The 17916-nt window shown below is 47.3% G+C and carries 15 protein-coding genes and 2 pseudogenes; 10 read left to right on the top strand and 7 right to left on the bottom strand.

Features of this window, described 5'->3' with window-relative positions; translation table 11 throughout:
• Positions 1-164 precede the first annotated feature (164 nt).
• Genes MN199_RS12785 through cap3 form a run of 4 tightly spaced genes read left to right on the top strand, consistent with a single transcriptional unit; the run spans position 165 to position 4804 of the window.
• Positions 165-1223 (top strand): CBASS cGAMP-activated phospholipase, encoded by a 1059-nt coding sequence (locus tag MN199_RS12785; protein ID WP_213997626.1) that lies wholly within the window; start codon positions 165-167, stop codon positions 1221-1223.
• Positions 1224-1243: 20 nt separating this feature from the next.
• Positions 1244-2542, top strand: coding sequence for a CBASS cGAMP synthase (locus MN199_RS12780; protein WP_213997625.1), 1299 nt, complete (start codon positions 1244-1246; stop codon positions 2540-2542).
• 5 nt (positions 2543-2547) lie between these two features.
• Positions 2548-4305, top strand: coding sequence for an E2/UBC family protein (locus tag MN199_RS12775; RefSeq protein ID WP_213997624.1), 1758 nt, complete (start codon positions 2548-2550; stop codon positions 4303-4305).
• Positions 4298-4804: a CBASS system CD-NTase/cGAS isopeptidase Cap3 gene (gene cap3 / locus MN199_RS14800; protein WP_418338097.1), complete on the top strand. Its 507-nt coding sequence runs from the start codon at positions 4298-4300 to the stop codon at positions 4802-4804. The genes MN199_RS12775 and cap3 overlap by 8 nt, the downstream gene beginning before the upstream one ends.
• Before the next feature lie 141 nt (positions 4805-4945).
• Here the strand turns inward: cap3 and MN199_RS12770 are convergent, their stop codons facing one another.
• The 5 genes from MN199_RS12770 to merR form a co-directional block, all read right to left on the bottom strand.
• Entirely contained in the window at positions 4946-9427 is a 4482-nt protein-coding gene (locus MN199_RS12770) for an NACHT domain-containing protein (protein WP_261259881.1), read from the bottom strand.
• A 109-nt stretch (positions 9428-9536) separates the two neighbouring features.
• Positions 9537-11576, bottom strand: a complete 2040-nt coding sequence (locus MN199_RS12765) for a hypothetical protein (protein ID WP_261259882.1) — start codon at positions 11574-11576, stop codon at positions 9537-9539.
• 72 nt (positions 11577-11648) lie between these two features.
• Positions 11649-11813 (bottom strand): hypothetical protein, encoded by a 165-nt coding sequence (locus MN199_RS12760; protein WP_261259883.1) that lies wholly within the window; start codon positions 11811-11813, stop codon positions 11649-11651.
• Positions 11814-12046: 233 nt separating this feature from the next.
• Positions 12047-12610 (bottom strand): recombinase family protein, encoded by a 564-nt coding sequence (locus MN199_RS12755; protein WP_335739677.1) that lies wholly within the window; start codon positions 12608-12610, stop codon positions 12047-12049.
• Positions 12611-13339: 729 nt separating this feature from the next.
• Positions 13340-13795 (bottom strand): Hg(II)-responsive transcriptional regulator, encoded by a 456-nt coding sequence (merR, locus tag MN199_RS12750; protein ID WP_001166628.1) that lies wholly within the window; start codon positions 13793-13795, stop codon positions 13340-13342.
• Positions 13796-13866: 71 nt separating this feature from the next.
• Here merR and merT point away from each other — a divergent pair, with 71 nt between their 5' ends.
• The 6 genes and pseudogenes from merT to MN199_RS12720 form a co-directional block, all read left to right on the top strand.
• On the top strand, positions 13867-14232 hold the full coding sequence (gene merT / locus MN199_RS12745) for a mercuric ion transporter MerT (RefSeq protein ID WP_008985551.1): 366 nt from the start codon (positions 13867-13869) through the stop codon (positions 14230-14232).
• A gap of 13 nt (positions 14233-14245) precedes the next feature.
• A complete protein-coding gene (gene merP, locus MN199_RS12740) occupies positions 14246-14524 on the top strand; it encodes a mercury resistance system periplasmic binding protein MerP (RefSeq protein WP_008950835.1) in 279 nt (92 codons plus the stop codon).
• 186 nt (positions 14525-14710) lie between these two features.
• Positions 14711-16420: a mercury(II) reductase gene (merA, locus tag MN199_RS12735; protein ID WP_001157002.1), complete on the top strand. Its 1710-nt coding sequence runs from the start codon at positions 14711-14713 to the stop codon at positions 16418-16420.
• Between the two features lie 17 nt (positions 16421-16437).
• Positions 16438-16803, top strand: a complete 366-nt coding sequence (gene merD / locus MN199_RS12730; RefSeq protein WP_335739676.1) for a mercury resistance co-regulator MerD — start codon at positions 16438-16440, stop codon at positions 16801-16803.
• Complete coding sequence (gene merE / locus MN199_RS12725; RefSeq protein WP_001087807.1) at positions 16800-17036, top strand: broad-spectrum mercury transporter MerE; 237 nt, start codon at positions 16800-16802, stop codon at positions 17034-17036. The genes merD and merE overlap by 4 nt, the downstream gene beginning before the upstream one ends.
• A gap of 65 nt (positions 17037-17101) precedes the next feature.
• Positions 17102-17206, top strand: a pseudogene (locus MN199_RS12720) (DUF3330 domain-containing protein); the annotation flags it as partial.
• Positions 17207-17217: 11 nt separating this feature from the next.
• Here MN199_RS12720 and lspA read toward each other — a convergent pair.
• Both lspA and MN199_RS12710 read right to left on the bottom strand, forming a co-directional pair.
• A complete protein-coding gene (gene lspA, locus MN199_RS12715) occupies positions 17218-17730 on the bottom strand; it encodes a signal peptidase II (RefSeq protein ID WP_004863699.1) in 513 nt (170 codons plus the stop codon).
• A gap of 3 nt (positions 17731-17733) precedes the next feature.
• A pseudogene (locus tag MN199_RS12710) lies at positions 17734-17916 on the bottom strand (cation transporter); the annotation flags it as partial.

Below are 17916 nucleotides of genomic sequence, written 5' to 3'. Positions count from 1 at the left end.
GCTTCACCTCAGAGAAATAGATCTAAGGTGGCACACGCAGGACGCAGTACTTTTAAAGTAAATCGTGCCTCGACATGATTTACCAGAAAGATGAAAAATAAAAAGCTGCCAACAAAACCTGTATAAGTATACAGTTTGGTATTCATTAAGGAGCAGGACATAACATGCAAAGTGATGACTATAAAATCAAAATCCTGAGCCTTAACGGCGGCGGTGTTCGTGGATTGTTTACGATTAGCGTATTGGCTGAAGTTGAGCGGATCATTGAAGACAAAACGGGGGCAACCAATGTCAAGGTTGGCGATTATTTTGACCTCATCACTGGCACGTCTATTGGAGGCATTCTGGCCCTAGCTTTAGCATGCGGTAAAAGTGCACGTGAGCTGGAAACTGTTTTCAGAGAAAAAGCTCCTCTCATTTTCCCAAAACGTAACCGTTTCTTTGCTCCAATTAAAGCAATCTTTAGTGCTCGTTATGCGAGTAAGCCGCTAAAGGACACCGTAGAAAGCATGATTGGAGAATCGGTTACATTTAATGACTTAGAGCGGCGGGTGATGATACCGGCCGTCAATTTATCTACCGGTAAGCCCCAGTTTTTCAAAACACCACATAACCCTCAGTTTAATAGAGATGGTCGCCTAACACTAATTGATGCGGCAATGGCCACGTCAGCAGCGCCAACGTATTTTTCTCCGCATTATTGCGCCGATTTAAGTTCTTATTTTGCAGATGGTGGTTTGGTAGCGAATAACCCCAGCTTCATTGGTTTGCTGGAAGTGTTTTTAGATATGCAATCTGATTTTCCAGACGCAAAGATGGAGAACATTCACATACTTAATATCGGCACGCTAGGTGAAGAGTACACAATCAGTCCTTCTTCACTAGAAGCTAAAGACTCCTGGTGGAGAGGTGGTTACTTTGGCCTATGGGGTAAAGGCGAGCGGTTGGTATTGGCGACAATGACTGCTAATCAAATATTACATAAAAGCATGCTAATCAGAGAGCTTAGAACCAGAGGTAATCCTGAAAATTACGTTTATTTGGATGACACTGTTCCAAATGAAGCTGCATCGGATATCACGCTTGATAACGCCAGCGAAGCCAGCCTTAAGAATTTATCAAGTCGTGGTAAACAGCTAGCGACAACAGAGTACACAACTAACACTAAACTGAAGAAATTTTTTGCAAAACCTGCAAAACCCTTTATCCGTAAATCACTATAAATCGCGCGAGGAGTTGAGTTATGACATGGGATTTTCACAATTACTATAACAATTCGAGCGATGGCCTAGTCGCTAAATTAAAGTTAAGCGATGCACAGCATAGCGGATTGAAAGAACTCAGAAAGACGGTTCGTGTACGGATCAGAGATGTATTTGACGAAGCTAAGGCTGTCGTAAAAACGACGTTCGTTATGTCTCTATCAGTTTTTGAGATAAGGCAAAGATTAGCAAACACGAGATTTAGATATTTAACGCCGGCTTCGCTACAAAAGGTAGCAGAGCTGATAAGCAGTATGGATGAGAATCAGCGAAAAGCCTTTCAGAAGTTATCACCTCGTTTTTGGACTCAAGGCAGTTTTGCGTACGACACCCTTAATCTACCGTACACAACTCCACCGCAAGAAATGGACATCGACGACGGCACATATTTGCCGATGGAAATTTTTAATGATCAGCCCGCTATAGGGCATAGCTTGCTTATATTACTTGTCGATACAGCTCTGGAGTCATTGGTAGCAGAAAACAAGGGTTGGCAATTTGAGGCCAAGAACACATGTGGTCGCATCCGAATTCCGTCAATGTATGTCCACATTGATGTGCCTATGTACGCAGTGCCCGAAGACAAGTTCATGATAAATGAAGCTGCGTTGAAGGCGATTCATTTCAACAGTGATATGTATCAAGACGCTCTGTTTTCAGAGGCGAGGGCTAAGCGAGACTACAATTTAGATCCCAAAAGTGTTCACCTTGCCATCCGGGATGGTGTAGAAGCCTGGCGAAAGAGCGACCCTAAAATTGTTGAAAATTGGTTTAATGATGCCTGTATCAGGATCGGTCCGCATTTACGGAAAATATGCCGGATTATTAAGGGATGGCGAGACGCCCAGTGGCCAGAGAAAGGACCATCATCAATATCCTTAATGGCTGCCATTGTAGACATCCTCGATAAACATCCGACTAAAGGCAACGATTTGAATCATGCCTTGAAGGTTGTCACAAACCACCTGCCACAGAAGTTCTTAGCGGGTATTGAGAGTCCAGACAATACAGATAAAGACCTATTGTTTCCTAGCCAGGTAAATCATGGACCAAGGGAAGAAGAAATTGTTGCAAAGCTCTTAGATTTACGAAGTGTGTTATCTACAGCAGAAAGTGCTCATAGCAATACCTATGCGCTGATAGTGATTAATCAAGCCTTTGGGCAGCGTGTAACGAAGCACGAGCTCATTGTGAAGAAGGAAGCTGCGCCCGCATTTTTGCATGAACCACGCAAAGATCCAGCGCCGGCAACTATCAGTTCAACGCTGAGAAGTGGTTAACTAAATTGCAGGAAGATCTTCATTACCATTTACTATGTTTAGGGTTTGAACGCACCAAAGCACAGCATATTCCAGCTGATTCCCCCCTGCTGAAGCATGATAATTCATCAGGCTTTTACGTAAAGGTGTACTCAACCTTAGGGGGAGATTTCAGGGTTGCTCTTCGGTTTTCCGGCGACCCGCATATTCAGTTGCCATATGCCTATGTAATATCTTATCCCGAGCAGTACTCCGGCAAATTAATACCGCATATTAATCACGGTTACTATCTTTGCTACATACAAGAGATGGAGGCTGACTGGAACCCAAACGATCTACAAGGGACTCTGCAGGTTGTCGATCTTCAAATCCAGCAAACACTCGACAGCGCAGTAAATCAAATAAGCGCAACGGCGTTACCCGGCGCAGAGCTTGAGGGAGAATTTGCAGCCTATTGGTTAGCTAGTGAGTCGCTTTATCTGTTGACCGATGAAAACTCAGGACTCATCTGTCGGATAGCGAAAGCCGAAAGCAACGACATCAAGAATACTCAACCAGAGTGGATTGTATCCGCCAAAGACCAGCAGAACGAGCTTAGTCGCTGGATGGAACAGAGAAAGCTCAGCTCAAACGGGAATACTTTTGTAACAGCCCGTATCAAGGTTAAACCGAATAAGCTTTCAGGCGCAGAGTGGCCTCCAAAAACTTTTAAATCGCTGTTGGATTGGCTGTTTCACGTCGATAACGGCGCCTGGTCTCAAGTTATTAGCCATTTTGTTAATGCTCCGGTTAAGAAGCATGCCATTCTTCTGGATGTTCATAATCAGGCCATAATAGCAGCATACGTAGAGCTTGATATAAACGCTATCTCACTTGAACGATTTAAGAATAGGCCTGGAAAAGCACGCAAATCAACTAAGTACAAAGATCTAGCTGTTCTCTTGGGTGGAAGGCAAAGTGTTAAAGCTTTTAAGAGACTCTGCGTCACCAGTGCGGACAAAGGAACAATCCTAAGCCGGAACCGAAAGCGTCCTGAAATTGGAGATCTGGGTAAACTACGCATAGCGTTAGTTGGCTGCGGCACTATTGGCGGTAACCTGGCACCATTATTAGTTCGAGCGGGAGCAGGCTGCGGATCAGGTAGGCTTGACCTTTTTGACGGCGATACTTATATGCCCCACAACTTTAGCCGTCATAGCCTCAATACTGAGCATTTTGGCCAGAATAAAGCGACCAGTCTGAAAGAAGTTCTGCAACGCTCGACTCACTTTGACACTAAGATCCAGGCTAAAGAAGATTGTTTTCCTATCACGCCTTGTGAGCTCGCAAAATACGATATCGTGATTGATGCCACTGGTCGTCCACCAGTATCCAAGAGATTGGCTCATGTTGTGCGCATATTGAGTAAAGAGAAACGACCTGTTCTGATCCACGGTTACAATGATGGAAATGGGCGGGTCTCAAAAGTCTTTGTTGACGATAGCTGCGCCTGCTACGAATGTTTACATACTGATCCGGCTTTTTACCGGAATGGCACTGACTCGAGATTTGTTGGAGTTGATTTGCAATCAGAAAAACGACTGAGTTGTGGTAGTACATTCGTACCATATGACGCATCGGTTAGTGTCATGACAGCTGGACTCATGCAGGATGCAGTGCTTCAGACTTTGGAAAATAAAAGACTTTGGACTTATAACGAGGTTAGACTAGACGGTGAACGCTCTCGGCGCCCTTCAAAAATAAAGGCTGCGACTAACTGTCGGATCTGTAATAGCCATGTCTGAGATAACATACATAGATGATAACGGCCACTTAGTCGTCATCATGGCTAACGTAATAGAGAAATTACAGTCCTACCGGCAGTTATCTCCTGTAAGCCGTGAAGCTGCCGGAGTATTAATCGGTGAAAGACGAGAGAATCATATTGTAATTCATGCGATCTCAGAACCAGGCCAGGGTGACATTCGGAGTCGATTTACCGTCGTCCGAAAAAGTCCCCATCATCAAGAATTGGTCAATGAGTTACACCACACCTCTGACGGAACGATGAACTATGTGGGAGAGTGGCACACTCATCCGGAGAGATTTCCTGTCCCATCTGGTATAGACAAATCCAGCTGGTATAAAGATATAAACTCCTTAGAACCAATGATATTGGTCATTGTCGGGCAATGTGCGATGTGGTGTGGGAAGATAACAGGTAGCAAAATATACGTTTTGAGAGAAATTGAGGGCTACCACTGCTTGAGCAATATAGAGACAAAACCCTTCAATAGTAATTAAGCGTCAGAGTTCCACTATTGGACATCTACCTGCCTATTGAATATATAATTGAACTGGATTTTAGTAAAAAATAAAACCAAGCTACGGCCATGCTACGCCAAGTTTGAGATCAATTGAAGGTTGTTTTCTAAGCCAAAATTACTAACACGGCCATGACAAGCCAGACTTCAAATCAGGATGTCGCTGCTCATCTATTGGCCTCCCAAACTCCAAACGCCAACATTCTATTTGGCCTAGAAGTTTATACGCCGACTTTTGTCTTTTTTTGTCCTTAACTGCAATCCTAAAAAGTAAGGCCCGAAGCTCATTTGATTGACGCGAGTGCAATGTGAACATTCCCGAACTCTGCTCATAGGGCCGACGCTCAATAAACGCTGATTTGAATTGATCCAAAATCCCCTGAGGGACTGGTATGTCTCTAGCGTCGTTGATCAAGTAAAGATTAGCTTGCTGCGCTTCGAACGTTTCAATCGACGCCATAACTTTCGACAAAATTTGCCGGTTTGGCTCGGGTAAATCTCGTTGGCATAAGTCTATAAGACGCGAAAGGATTTCTGCTCTACCTTTAGTTAATTCCTTTAAACGGAAAACCAAAGCATCATGGCGTTGAAGGCGATATTGCGGCTCAAAACCTTTTATATCTGAATCTACAAAGCTTAAGAGAAGTTCACGAGCATGTTGTGTATCAAGAATGGCGAAAGAATTGATGAAGTATTGTTCGAACTGCCTGAAAATCTTTGAATCACATGCCAAATCGTATAACAGGGTAACGGCTGAGTCGGATTTGCTCTCACCAAGAGCGACAATGAGCTCTCGAAGCTCATGTCCTATCAATCTTCTTTGGTCAAGCACTTCGCGTATTTTAGCGACGCCTACTTCTGGAGTTTCGACGAACAGACAAATTATCATCGCCCGCGTTAAAAGTCGTTCATCTCCATTTTGCTTCCATCTCGTAATTCGATCCAAGACAGAATCAATTAGTGTGAATGCGACTGCGGTAGGAAAGATGACCCCTGACATTAGTAGCCGCTCTGCGGTTTCCAAGCATATATAATGGTCCCACATCCCAGGGGTAGAAATAACATCTAGTATTACTTTAGCAGAGCCATAACCGTCAATTGCCGAGAGTGCTTTTGCCAGCTCTTTTAACCCTGCAATGTGCTTCCCTTCGTCATTTAGCTCAATCCGACGGCTGATTTCAGTACAGAGTGCAGTTTTAAACTTGCTATACCGGTGATTGTCACTAGTCCGTTTGGCCTGTTGGGCACGTGCCTCCCAGATCAAATCATAGTGGAACGCTTGGGCAAAAGGATTCTCCGGCTTTAGAGCAAAGTCGCATGCCATTGCCTCCGCTACTTCGACACAATATTCAGGCTCTGGCAAAAGGTCAATGAGCGCCTGAATGGTGTTTGGAGAATCAATATGTGTTAGAGCGTTGATGTGCCGACGAGCACAACTTATCGCGCCACTATTGCCAAGAGGACCATGATCCCCAGCTGCACGCGCAGCTCGACCTCGGCGCACCCGTTCAATATCTGCTCGGAGAAGCCTGATCAGATCAATCAGATCTTCAGGCTTCCCAATCAATGCGATCGCTGAAGCCAGATTGGCTTTTTCCTCTCCAGAGAAGTCTTCAATGCGCAGAATAATATCGATACTATTTTTAAGGTAGTCACGGAGGCTCGCTTTCAAAGCATTATCCGCAATGTTCAACCCCCGAGCATTTGAGTTAAAGATGTTGCTGAGAAGCGAAGTAGTAGCTTTAATATCGGGGAGGTTATCACTTATTTGGGAAGATATAATACCTGTCATGGTTATGTCACAAGGGAGTCGGTTGAATACGGATTCTATCCGGTGCATCGTCTTCGATTTGGTTCCTTTACTCTCAACATCTCGTTGAAGCTCACACAGTCTCTTAAACATTCGTTCAGCAAGTTTGGTGTCTGTAAGTGCAGCGATAACGGCTATTAAGCTGTTACAGCTCCCCCCATCAGGATCTTTAGTTTCAAGCAGCTGAATGTATTTTTCACTCACTTCTTCGGGAAGATCAGTTAAGAATGAAAACCAGAGTTCTCGCTCGTAAAGCGCGCCTTCAGCCATTTGCATAGCGACCCATTCGCCTACCCATACAGGATCCGTTTGGTGCAAAAGCTCAAGAGCCGGTTTTATGTAGTTGAACTCCAAGTCTCGCAAGTTCTCTCTTTTAATTGCGGACAATACATTTTTAACAACACCATCTTCAACTGTTTCAGCTAACTCTATTAAGTAGAGTAGATTCCGCAAACGGGCGTAGTTGTCTTCAGTTGTGTCGACGACCTTTCGAATTGCTGCAATGATTCTGGTTCTGAAAACTGACGGCATACGTTCAGCATACTCGCGCCCGACCTCGTCAAATGCCTGTTCATCCATCGACTCAAGAATAGGGATCAGTGCATCGTCAGATCCAGTCCATATTAATCCGGAGACCGCCGCTTTCTTCACAGCAATGCTGCGATCTTCAGCAGCAAAAGTCGCAACCTTGCTGTCGAAGCGATGATGAAGGATTTCAGAAACGAAATCCTGGCGGGCTTCTTCTCTCCAATTTTGAACCAGTTCAGACCAGTTTTCGCCAACTGACACAGCTTGAATATCTGGCCAGAGCCGATAGGTGCTAAGCCGAGTTTGTTGATCTTCAGCCGACAAAAGCGGTAAAAGGATATCACTGAAATCAGTCTTCCCTGTAGCTAACATTGCTGCAATAGCATACTGCCGAAAGCTACCGTTGTGGCTATCGTAAACCGCTCGGATACCGTGATTAACTGAACCGCGCACTTCACCCCAAATAACCGGCCCACAAAGCTGCGAGAGCTCAGCTGCAAAAACAACATCGACTTCAAGAGCCATCTCAACCAGAGCTCTACCTGCATATGTGTTTTTCTGAGTTAATTCGCTGTCACCCGCCGGCTCGGAAAACATCGCAGCAAGCATACGTAATGGCTCGGCCCATTTCGAAACGTTAATGTAGTCATCAATAAAGTTAGTGTAAGACTCGCTGTTACTCTGAAAGTCAAAGATTCGTGAATGGAGTTCTTTCGCAGCGTAATGTTCTTGCAATTGCTGATGGCCGAACCGATAGGCCTTGTGAGGATATTCAATATGCTCCAGAACATGATGGGCTGCAAGAGTTGCCAGAACCCGTGGAGCAGCAACTTGCTCTATTCGTCCGCGCTCCGTAAGTGCTCTTGAAACAGCTGCGACAACACCACGCGCATCGTTCTCTGATAATATTACATTGCCGCAACGTGTCATCTCAAACGCGAGAGCTTTTAAGTACTCTACATGCTCACCAAAAATGGGGGCTGTTTGAAGTGCGTTTCTGTGTTCGTTCATTTGCTCATGCAATTGGAGAACTTTCTCGACAATACCATTTTTGGTTGACGGAATCTCTATACCAGCTTCTAACAATGAGGCAACTTCTGATAGAACAAGTGGTGTTCTAGTTAAATCATCTAATACGGGATCAATATTAATACGGTGTTTAAACACAGAGTAAAGCTGACCAAGGCGGGACTCTATGTAACTAGCTCTTTGAGCTGGCTGAATTCGCAACAATTTCAGTCTTACGGCACCAGATAGCGGAGGCATTAAATGGTGCGTGCGTGTAGTGATAATAATCCCTGTATTAGGAAAATCACGCTGAAGTTCGCGAACTGCACTGTTCACCTGGGACACATGCGATTCAGCGACTTCATTCCAACCGTTCAATAAAAATACGAAAGGTTCAACCTGCTGAACGCGTGCGAGATCAGATGCAGTAAGTCGCTCAGCTAAAAATGAGGGATTGCATGCAATGTAGTCGAAGATACTCCGGCCAGAAGACATCCATGCGGATAACTCGATAATAAAAGGTGTTGTACAATTAAGCATTCTGAGAGCTAATTGTGCAAGCGTAGTGGTCTTTCCCCCGCCAGCCGGCGCTTCGAGAAAAAGACAGGTGCACTGTGATAGCAGCAGGCCGATATGCTCAAGCGACATAACATCTGTAGACTCGGTGCCATTTGCTTCAAGCCTCACAGCACTCAGATCGATAAGAGATATTCCTTTTGTCTTTTCTAGCCAGCGTTGTACGGTGTTGCTGGCGGCCTTTTTTGTTCTGACATTTAGATCAGTAATAGATGGTTCATTATCAACATAGATGTTGAGAAAGCTTGGCAAGAGCGACTTATTTTCCGGTCTCAACATCTCTATGATGATGTCTTCCCGCTCGATAATATGAAGTACAACGCCGTACTTTTCTGAAATAGTCTCTTCCCATAACTTACGGTAAGCATTACCGATCTTAGCTGGGGTTACGAAGAGTAGCATTCCGAGATCTTGAAAATGTTTCTTGGCAGTTTCTACGTCATCTGAAATCTTCTTCAGCGTTGGCGTGATTGAGGCAGCGAGTCCTTTGCCAATCCTGTCATGCGTTAAACTGGCTGGGATGTAAGCATCAAGGCCGAGATCCTTTTTGCGCTGGCGAGCAGTTAGCTCAGGCCAACGGTTCTTGCCCAGCGCGACCGCCAGCCCCTGAAACCTCATACCCTCTTCTTGAGATATGAGTTCGTCGAGCCCCCTTTCTATGTCAGTTCTCAGAATAGTCATTCTGCGCATGCCTTGATGGTAAACTCCAAAGTCTTGAATGCACACTCTACTCGCTCCTGCCGGAGCGGCACTAAGTTCGGATTATTACACTCAACATGCTAAATCTGGCTTAGTTCATGTAAAAACTGCACTCCATGTTCTTTTCTTCATAAAATACTTCCATGAACTTGAGCCTCGCGTTACTTAGTAGTTCATTTTGATTTAAATAGTCGCCACTGTATCTTCCTGATTTAGCATTAATAGCCCATCCGTCAGTAGTTCTGTGTAACTCACCTGAAATCCTAGCAAATTTATACCCAGTTAAAGTGGGATGCCCGAGCTCTCCTACTTCATGTCCAATTAGAAGTGCTCCTTCTATGCTTATCGCCCAGATCAAATGCTGCCCAACCCCTAGGTCTGGAAACTCCTGCTGAATTAACGGGGAGCTTCGCCCAAAAAATATTTTTCTTAAATTACTGGATTGAGTATGTAGTTGACCATTAAGAGTCTCCTCTGGCTTAAGCCGCAATGGAGCTCTTGCTGCCCCATAAGTTTTATTTAAGTACTCTTCAAATTTAGGAATTTCAGGTTGCAAATAGCGAACAAAGTTGGGAAAGAAATTATCCACACTATTGGCCGGAATAATACTTCCTTCCTTTAAGTTCAGTACGACATTTTTGACAATTTCGAAGTCCTCTTTCTCCAAAACTACTAAGTGAGCAATAGCCTCACCTTGAGGTATATCAGTTGCGTCAAAAGCTATTTCAAATATTGAGTGCGAACTTCCATCCCCAAAAAACCGTGCAACCCACAGAAATCGAGGAGAATTTTTTGTTAGTATTTCGTACCTATTATCTATGCGTGCATCAGAAATAATTCTGTCCCTGAATTCCGCTAATGTAATTAACTTAATGTCAAAAGATATTTTTTCTTCCCTAGAGTGAGTCTGCATATAGTAATGAGAAAACTCTTCAGCAATAATGTCACAAGTGTTAATTATCTTGTTTAATGGTAACCTAATTTTTGGATTTGTTGGGATAATTAAACTGTCTGGAACAAGCATTTCAATAGGCTCAGACCAATGACCTTCTTGGTTCTTATGATGCAGGGTTATAAAAATAGAAGGAAAAATAATGACTCCTTCTGGGTCAGAAAAGCTAAATTTTTTTTCGTTAGTATGAATTATTGCTTTTGCATATGGACCGAACCGATCATCATGGATGTATATAGCCTTCTCATCTGGTGAATTTTTGTAACCAAGAATTGTAACCGCATGACTACCATCAAAAGAATATCCTGATTCAGAATTTGACTCAGATTTAGAATAGACATCACAACCTAACAGCATCGGTATCCCACTATCCAAGTATGGCTTTAATATCTCAAAAAATTTACCTGGGCTATACCTATTTTTATTATTTCCAATTTTATCGAAATCGAATTTATGATTTCTGTAGCTCTGAACATCAATTGCTCTTAGTATTTGTTTATTAGACAACCCTTTATTTGGGAAGCTGTTTGATGAGTTATCTATATGATTGATAGCAGACAGTGTAATTTCGCTTGATGACGGTACTCCATATCTGTCGGTATGCTTTTGGGCGTGAAGTAAGCTCCAAATAGCTGTTGTTGCACATGCAGATACAACTTTATCTTGCTCTTGGAAAGGAATTGAGTTTACAGAGAGCTTTAAGCCAAATAAGTTTACATTGTAGGGCTTGTGTAAAATAAATTTATTTTTATCCTCACATACTCTTGGATATACCTTCAAGCAGGTCTTACCGATGAATGTTTTTGGCAAAGGTTTAATAACCATAAAACCGAGATAGCTATTTTGCAATTCACTTTCGAGATTTTTAGGATCCTGCATTAACCCTTTTTCGATTTGAGAGTGGAGTATTTCGCTAGAAAAAAAATGCAAACGAGCGCATCGTTCACCATAGCGATTAAAACATTTCACATAGTACCTTGAGTAATCCTCAAGATAATCTCTATCTACATATTCAGATTCTAATAGAATGGATGTTGCGTTAAGTTCTTTTAAATAGTTGTATATAAATCCAACTTGCTGCTTTTTTACAATATCAGGGAAGTTGTCACCAAATCGCTCACGAACAAGATTGCTTAAAGTCTCTTTTGCAAACTGACAGATTAGAAAAGGTGAATGCATTCTTAACCCTCATTTAAAATTTGAGTATAAAAAAAGGCAGCCTATGCTGCCTCTTTTGGCTCGTTCAAACTACTATAGATTGTAGCTTCTCGAGTAAAATTTTTCTGACGGAGCCAACTGCTTAGACTCTTCAACGAACTTTTTCTCATAGGCCTTAAGACGATTCTCAAAGCCCAGTGCAGCTTTCTCTTTCTGCTCTTTGGTTTCGGAGAGTTTTCTCAAATCTTTAAAGCTCATGACGGTTCCTTTTTTTTGGCGCGCGTATTTTAATCTGTTTTAGCTATTTCTCAAAGCTATTTTAGCTTAAATTACAAATTCAAGTCTTACTAAAACGGACTAAAATTTAAACTAACATGCTCTCAGATGTTAATTCAAGCTTTCCTCTCAAAAATTTATTAGAAATATATTTTTTTAGAGGGGCTAGAGATTCGTTTTTAAGAGAGTGTTGATTTTAAGTCGCCGATAATCCATCAATTAGAAATTTTTTCTCGCATGAGTGAATTATTTAACGTTACTCTGCTAATACCAAAGTGCTTTGCAACCTCGGTCTTCGTTATCTTAGGATCCAACAACATTGCCGCCGCCTTCTGGATATCGGAATGGCTCATAGAGGGTTTGCGCCCACCCTTGCGTCCTCTCGCTCTTGCAGCAGCTAAACCAGCCAGTGTGCGTTCGCGGATCAGGTTGTGTTCAAATTCTGCCAATGCACCAAATATATGGAACACTAACTTGCCGCCCGCGGTAGTGGTATCGATAGCCTCGGTAATAGAACGAAAGCCTACCTGCTTTGCTTCAAGCTCAGTAATGAGTTCTACCAGATCTTTGAGTGAGCGTGCCAGGCGGTCGAGTTTCCAAACAACCAGTACATCACCTTTACGAAGCATCCGCAGGCAGTTTTGCAATTCAGGCCGCTCTCGTTGCTTACCAGTGATCTTCTCACTGAAAATTTCATCACAGCTGGCCGTTCTTAATGCATCGCTCTGGAGATCAAGTGATTGGTCTTGAGTACTCACCCGGGCATAACCAACAATCATTGCACACCTCTGACAACAGACCCACCTCCTGTGATTTTAGCTCAAACGCATAGAAAAGGTACCTAACCTTTACATAGATTTCTTTACAGAATTTATTTACACGTTTTGAGGTTGAAGTGAGTTGATTTGAGTGTCGGCCAGGAGTGTAAAGAAAACGGTGGTTTGGCTCCAAACGAAACCGAGCGCAGATATTGGCTTGGCTATAAAGATGTGGCCAAAATTAGTTGACCACTACAGATGTAGCCGAGGCCAAGTTGAGGGATTAGAGCTAATTTATGTGGAGTACTTCTTAATGACACTATCCAATCTGGCTCGGGTAAAGTATGTAAGCTCGTCAGTCCACTTCATTTTTTTACCCGCAATATTGCACTCAGGGGATGCGCCAAATTTCTCTCGGCACTCTTCTCTCGTGACACCGGTTATACTCTGAGTATCAGATACAAATGCAGAGCTTATTTACAATAAGCGATTAATTCAGTTTGTTTTCGGTAGTCAGTGGCTCCAAAAACGTCGACAACCCATCATGGACTTTCTCCACCCTTTCCAGCTTTGGATATCGAAGCGTGCCTTTATAATTTATCGTCACAAAGCGTCGTTGTTTGTCTTGCTCAACTTCTAATTGAATCGGTGTTCTGTGGGCGTCTCGTACAGCGCTAATGATGACATCTCGACTGTATGGTTTGCCTGCAACATTCAGGGGTCGTCTCAGAATTCGGAAAATAAAGCACGCTAAGGCGTAGTCACCCCGTGACTCCCCCGCGCCGATGCAGCGAGCTTCGTTCCGTCTTGCAGTGACGCAATCAGCGGGCAGGAAACGTTCCCTTTCCGCGCATGGCAGGCGCACACCAGTTCAGACAGCACGGCCTCCATGCGTGCCAAGTCGGCCATCTTCTCGCGCACATCCTTGAGCTTGTGCTCGGCCAGGCCGCTGGCTTCCTCGCAATGGGTGCCATCCTCCAGCCGCAGTAGCTCGGCGATTTCGTCCAGGCTAAAGCCCAGCCGCTGGGCCGATTTCACGAACCGCACTCGTGTTACATCCGCCTCGCCATAGCGGCGAATGCTGCCATAGGGCTTGTCTGGCTCCGGCAGCAGGCCCTTGCGCTGGTAGAACCGGATGGTCTCCACATTGACCCCGGCCGCCTTGGCAAAAACGCCAATGGTCAGATTCTCAAAATTAATTTGCATATCGCTTGACTCCGTACATAACTACGGAAGTAAGCTTAAGCTATCCAAACCAAATTTGAAAGGACAAGCGTATGTCTGAACCACAAAAGTCTGAACCACAAAACGGGCGCGGCGCGCTCTTCGCCGGTGGGCTGGCCGCCATTCTTGCGTCGGCCTGCTGCCTGGGGCCGCTGGTTTTGATCGCCTTGGGATTCAGCGGCGCTTGGATGAGTAACTTGGCGGCATTGGAACCTTACCGCCCCATCTTTCTCGGTGCGGCATTGATAGCAATGTTCTTTGCCTACCGCCGCATCTTCCGGACTACGCAAGCATGCGAGCCTGGCGATGTATGCGCTGCCCCACAAGCCAAGACGTCGTACAAAGTCATCTTTTGGATTGTGGCTGCGCTAGTTGTCGTTGCACTAACGTTCCCGTATGTAATGCCCCTGTTCTACTAATTGAGGAAAAATCATGAAAAAACTGCTTACCGCTCTTGCCCTTGCCGCTACCTTCGCTGTCCCTGCCTGGGCCGCCACGCAGACGGTCACGTTGTCCGTTCCCGGAATGTCCTGCGCGACTTGCCCGATCACCGTCAAAATGGCGATTTCCAGGATTGAAGGCGTTGATAAAGTTGACGTTACCTTCGAACCACGCGAAGCGGTTGTCACCTTCGATGATACCAAGACCAGTGTGCATGAGTTGATCAAGGCGACGACGGACGTGGGCTACCCTTCTGAACTGAAGAAATAAGGCATCAAATGACGGCGGCGTCGCCAGAGCCAGATAGAGATGTTGTTCTGGCGATTCTACTGTCAGTCATTCCGTGCACAACCTGTAAATGACGTACGGAGCCTGTTCGCTGATGCGAAAAACTGATCCAGTTACCGAGGCGTTGTACGAGTCGGCTTGGGCATAACGGATGAAAGAGAGAGCAAAATGCAAGAATTAAACGAAGTTGGTCTGAGCGTGGCGGGCATGACTTGCCCAAGTTGCACAAAGCACGTTGAGGACGCGCTGCTGGCGGTTCCCGGCGTGATACGAGCGTCTGTCGATTATCCGGCGAACAGGGCGCAGGTCACGGGCAATAGGCTTGACGTATCGGCACTCGTGACGGCAGTGGGGGCACTTGGTTATCGTGCTAAGCCTGCAGACGAAGTGGAAAGCAAAAGGCGCAGTGCTGAACGGCCAGGACTTCTTGGCAGAGCCGCCCAGTGGCTGAGCGGTGACCGCGCGGTGGAGGAGCTGGCCGGTCAGTTACATGTGGCGGTTATCGGTAGCGGCGGAGCCGCTGTGGCGGCTGCGCTCAAAGCGGCGGAAAACGGTGCCCGGGTCACGCTGATCGAGCGCGGGACTATCGGCGGCACCTGCGTCAACGTGGGTTGCGTTCCCTCCAAGATCATGATTCGGGCAGCCCATATCGCTCATCTGCGCCGTGAAAGTCCTTTTGACGTGGGGCTCACTGCGACGCCGCCTGTTGTCTCGCGTGACCGTTTGCTTGTCCAGCAACAGGCGCGCGTGGACGAGCTGCGAATTGCCAAATATGAAAGCATCCTCGAAAGCAATCCGTCAATCAATCTGGTACGAGGCAGCGCCCGTTTCAAGGATGGCCACACGCTTATCGTGGAAGCTGCAGAAGGGGACTGGCACGAAGTGGCGTTTGACCGCTGTCTCATTGCTACCGGCGCGAGCGCAGCCATTCCGCCGTTGCCTGGTCTTGCAGAAACCCCCTATTGGACTTCCACCGAAGCGCTGGTTAGCGAGACCATTCCGAAACGGCTCGCAGTAATCGGTGCCTCAGTAGTAGCGCTGGAACTGGCGCAGGCGTTTGCACGGCTGGGCAGCGAAGTCACGATCCTGGCGCGGCGCACGTTGTTTGCGAGCGAGGACCCTGCCATTGGCGAGGCCGTTACAGCCGCGTTCCGTGCCGAAGGGATCAAGGTATTGGAACACACGCAAGCCAGCCAGGTCGCGCATGTTGACGGCGAATTCGTGCTGACCACCGGGTACGGTGAAATACGCGCCGACCAGCTGCTGGTCGCCACTGGCAGGGCACCGAACACGCGCAGCCTGGCATTGGAAGCGGCGGGAGTCGCTGCCAATGCGCAGGGGGCCATCGTCATCGACAAGGGCATGCGCACCAGTACGCCACACATTTATGCGGCTGGCGACTGCACCGACCAGCCTCAGTTCGTCTATGTGGCGGCAGCGGCCGGCACCCGTGCTGCGATCAACATGACTGGCGGCGATGCGGCCCTGGACCTGACCGCAATGCCGGCCGTGGTGTTCACCGACCCGCAGGTCGCCACCGTGGGCTACAGCGAGGCGGAAGCACATCACGACGGGATCGAGACCGACAGTCGCACCTTGACCTTGGACAACGTGCCGCGTGCGCTTGCCAACTTCGACACACGCGGCTTCATCAAGCTGGTCATCGAGGAAGGTAGCGGACGGCTCATCGGCGTGCAAGCGGTGGCCCCGGAAGCGGGTGAACTGATCCAGACGGCGGTGCTCGCCATTCGCAACCGTATGACCGTGCAGGAACTGGCCGACCAATTGTTCCCCTACCTGACCATGGTCGAAGGGCTGAAGCTCGCGGCGCAGACCTTCAGCAAGGACGTGAAGCAGCTTTCGTGCTGCGCCGGATGAGGAAAAGGAGGTGTTCAATGAGCGCCTACACAGGGTCCCGGCTGGCCCTTGATGCCGAGGTGAGCGTGCATATCGTGCGCGACTACCTGCTGCGCGGATTGCTACGGCCGGTCGCGTGCACCACGGGCGGCTACGGCTTGTTCGATGACACCGCGTTGCAACGGCTGCGCTTTGTACGGGCTGCCTTCGAAGCGGGTATCGGCCTGGACGCACTGGCGCGGCTGTGCCGGGCGCTGGATGCTGCGGACGGTGACGGTGCGTCTGCGCAGCTTGCCGTGTTGCGGCAACTCGTCGAGCGTCGGCGCGAGGCCCTGGCCAGCCTCGAAATGCAACTGGCCGCCATGCCAACCGAACCGGCACAGCACGCGGAGAGTCTGCCATGAACAGCCCAGAGCACTTGCCGTCTGAGACGCACAAACCGATCACCGGCTACTTGTGGGGCGCGCTGGCCGTGCTCACCTGTCCCTGCCATTTGCCGATTCTCGCCATTGTGCTAGCCGGCACGACGGCCGGCGCGTTCATCGGGGAGCACTGGGGTATTGCAGCCCTCACGCTGACCGGCTTGTTTGTCCTGTCTGTGACGCGGCTGCTGCGGGCCTTCAAGGGAAGATCATGACCGCTTCCCAGCCAGCCGAGAGTGGGCAGCTTTGAGCTTCGCTACCAATCTGGAGGAGTACCACCATGAACGCAAACGCCCCGAACACTGCCAGTTGCACCACCTGCTGCGTATGCTGCAAAGAAATTCCGCTCGATGCCGCCTTCACCCCGGAAGGCGCGGAATTGTATAGGCGTAGGTGTCAGTCAGATCCATCCGGCTCGGCATTGGTGTTTGCTTTTTTACCCAACAAGCTGCTGGAAACGAAAAGTAAGGCACCGAGGACAATTGCAATATCAGCCAGGTTGAAGGCCGGCCAATGCCAGTCTCGCCAATAGAAATCAAAGGAATCCACAACATAGCCGCGAAAGACCCGGTCAATCAGGTTGCCCATGGCGCCACCGAGGATAAGACTGTAAGCGATGGCTTCTCCTTTATGACGATTTTCAAGGATCAGCTTGATCAGAAAAATCGAGACCACTACCGCGATTCCGATAAAAAAGTAGCGCTGCCAGCCTCCACCATTCGCAAAAAGACTGAATGCGGCACCGGTGTTCCATAGGTGCACCCAGTTAAAGAACGGGGTCACCGAAACATACTCGCCATAGGCCATTGATTGCTGCACCAGCCACTTTACAGCCTGATCAGACGCTGCCAGCAGGCCCGATATGGACAATAGGGCATACGGCGAGAGCTTTTTGCCAATAATGAGCATTATTTAACCCTTCAACGCCAAAATGCGTCTGGCACCGTTAAGTACAATGCCCCCCGCGATGGTGCCGATAATCAGATCCGGATAATTGGAACCGGTCCACGCGACCAGGGCGCCGGCGGTGATGACCCCCAGGTTGATCACCACGTCGTTGGCCGAGAATATCCAGCTTGCCTTCATGTGCGCCCC

The organism is Rheinheimera metallidurans, assembly GCF_036983985.1.
Taxonomy (GTDB): Bacteria; Pseudomonadota; Gammaproteobacteria; order Enterobacterales; family Alteromonadaceae; genus Alishewanella; species Alishewanella metallidurans.
Note: the sequence above shows the minus strand (reverse complement) of the source record. Positions and strands in the feature narration are given on the sequence as shown.

Bases quoted from the DNA above. Each gene is read 5' to 3' on its own strand.
- MN199_RS12785 (WP_213997626.1), top strand. From the start codon at position 165: ATGCAAAGTGATGACTATAAAATCAAAATCCTGAGCCTTAACGGCGGC.
- MN199_RS12780 (WP_213997625.1), top strand. From the start codon at position 1,244: ATGACATGGGATTTTCACAATTACTATAACAATTCGAGCGATGGCCTA.
- MN199_RS12755 (WP_335739677.1), bottom strand. From the start codon at position 12,610: ATGATTGTTGGTTATGCCCGGGTGAGTACTCAAGACCAATCACTTGAT.
- merT (WP_008985551.1), top strand. From the start codon at position 13,867: ATGTCTGAACCACAAAAGTCTGAACCACAAAACGGGCGCGGCGCGCTC.
- MN199_RS12770 (WP_261259881.1), bottom strand. From the start codon at position 9,427: ATGACTATTCTGAGAACTGACATAGAAAGGGGGCTCGACGAACTCATA.
- merE (WP_001087807.1), top strand. From the start codon at position 16,800: ATGAACAGCCCAGAGCACTTGCCGTCTGAGACGCACAAACCGATCACC.
- MN199_RS12760 (WP_261259883.1), bottom strand. From the start codon at position 11,813: ATGAGCTTTAAAGATTTGAGAAAACTCTCCGAAACCAAAGAGCAGAAA.
- lspA (WP_004863699.1), bottom strand. From the start codon at position 17,730: ATGCTCATTATTGGCAAAAAGCTCTCGCCGTATGCCCTATTGTCCATA.
- merA (WP_001157002.1), top strand. From the start codon at position 14,711: ATGCAAGAATTAAACGAAGTTGGTCTGAGCGTGGCGGGCATGACTTGC.
- merD (WP_335739676.1), top strand. From the start codon at position 16,438: ATGAGCGCCTACACAGGGTCCCGGCTGGCCCTTGATGCCGAGGTGAGC.
- merP (WP_008950835.1), top strand. From the start codon at position 14,246: ATGAAAAAACTGCTTACCGCTCTTGCCCTTGCCGCTACCTTCGCTGTC.
- cap3 (WP_418338097.1), top strand. From the start codon at position 4,298: ATGTCTGAGATAACATACATAGATGATAACGGCCACTTAGTCGTCATC.
- MN199_RS12765 (WP_261259882.1), bottom strand. From the start codon at position 11,576: ATGCATTCACCTTTTCTAATCTGTCAGTTTGCAAAAGAGACTTTAAGC.
- merR (WP_001166628.1), bottom strand. From the start codon at position 13,795: ATGCAAATTAATTTTGAGAATCTGACCATTGGCGTTTTTGCCAAGGCG.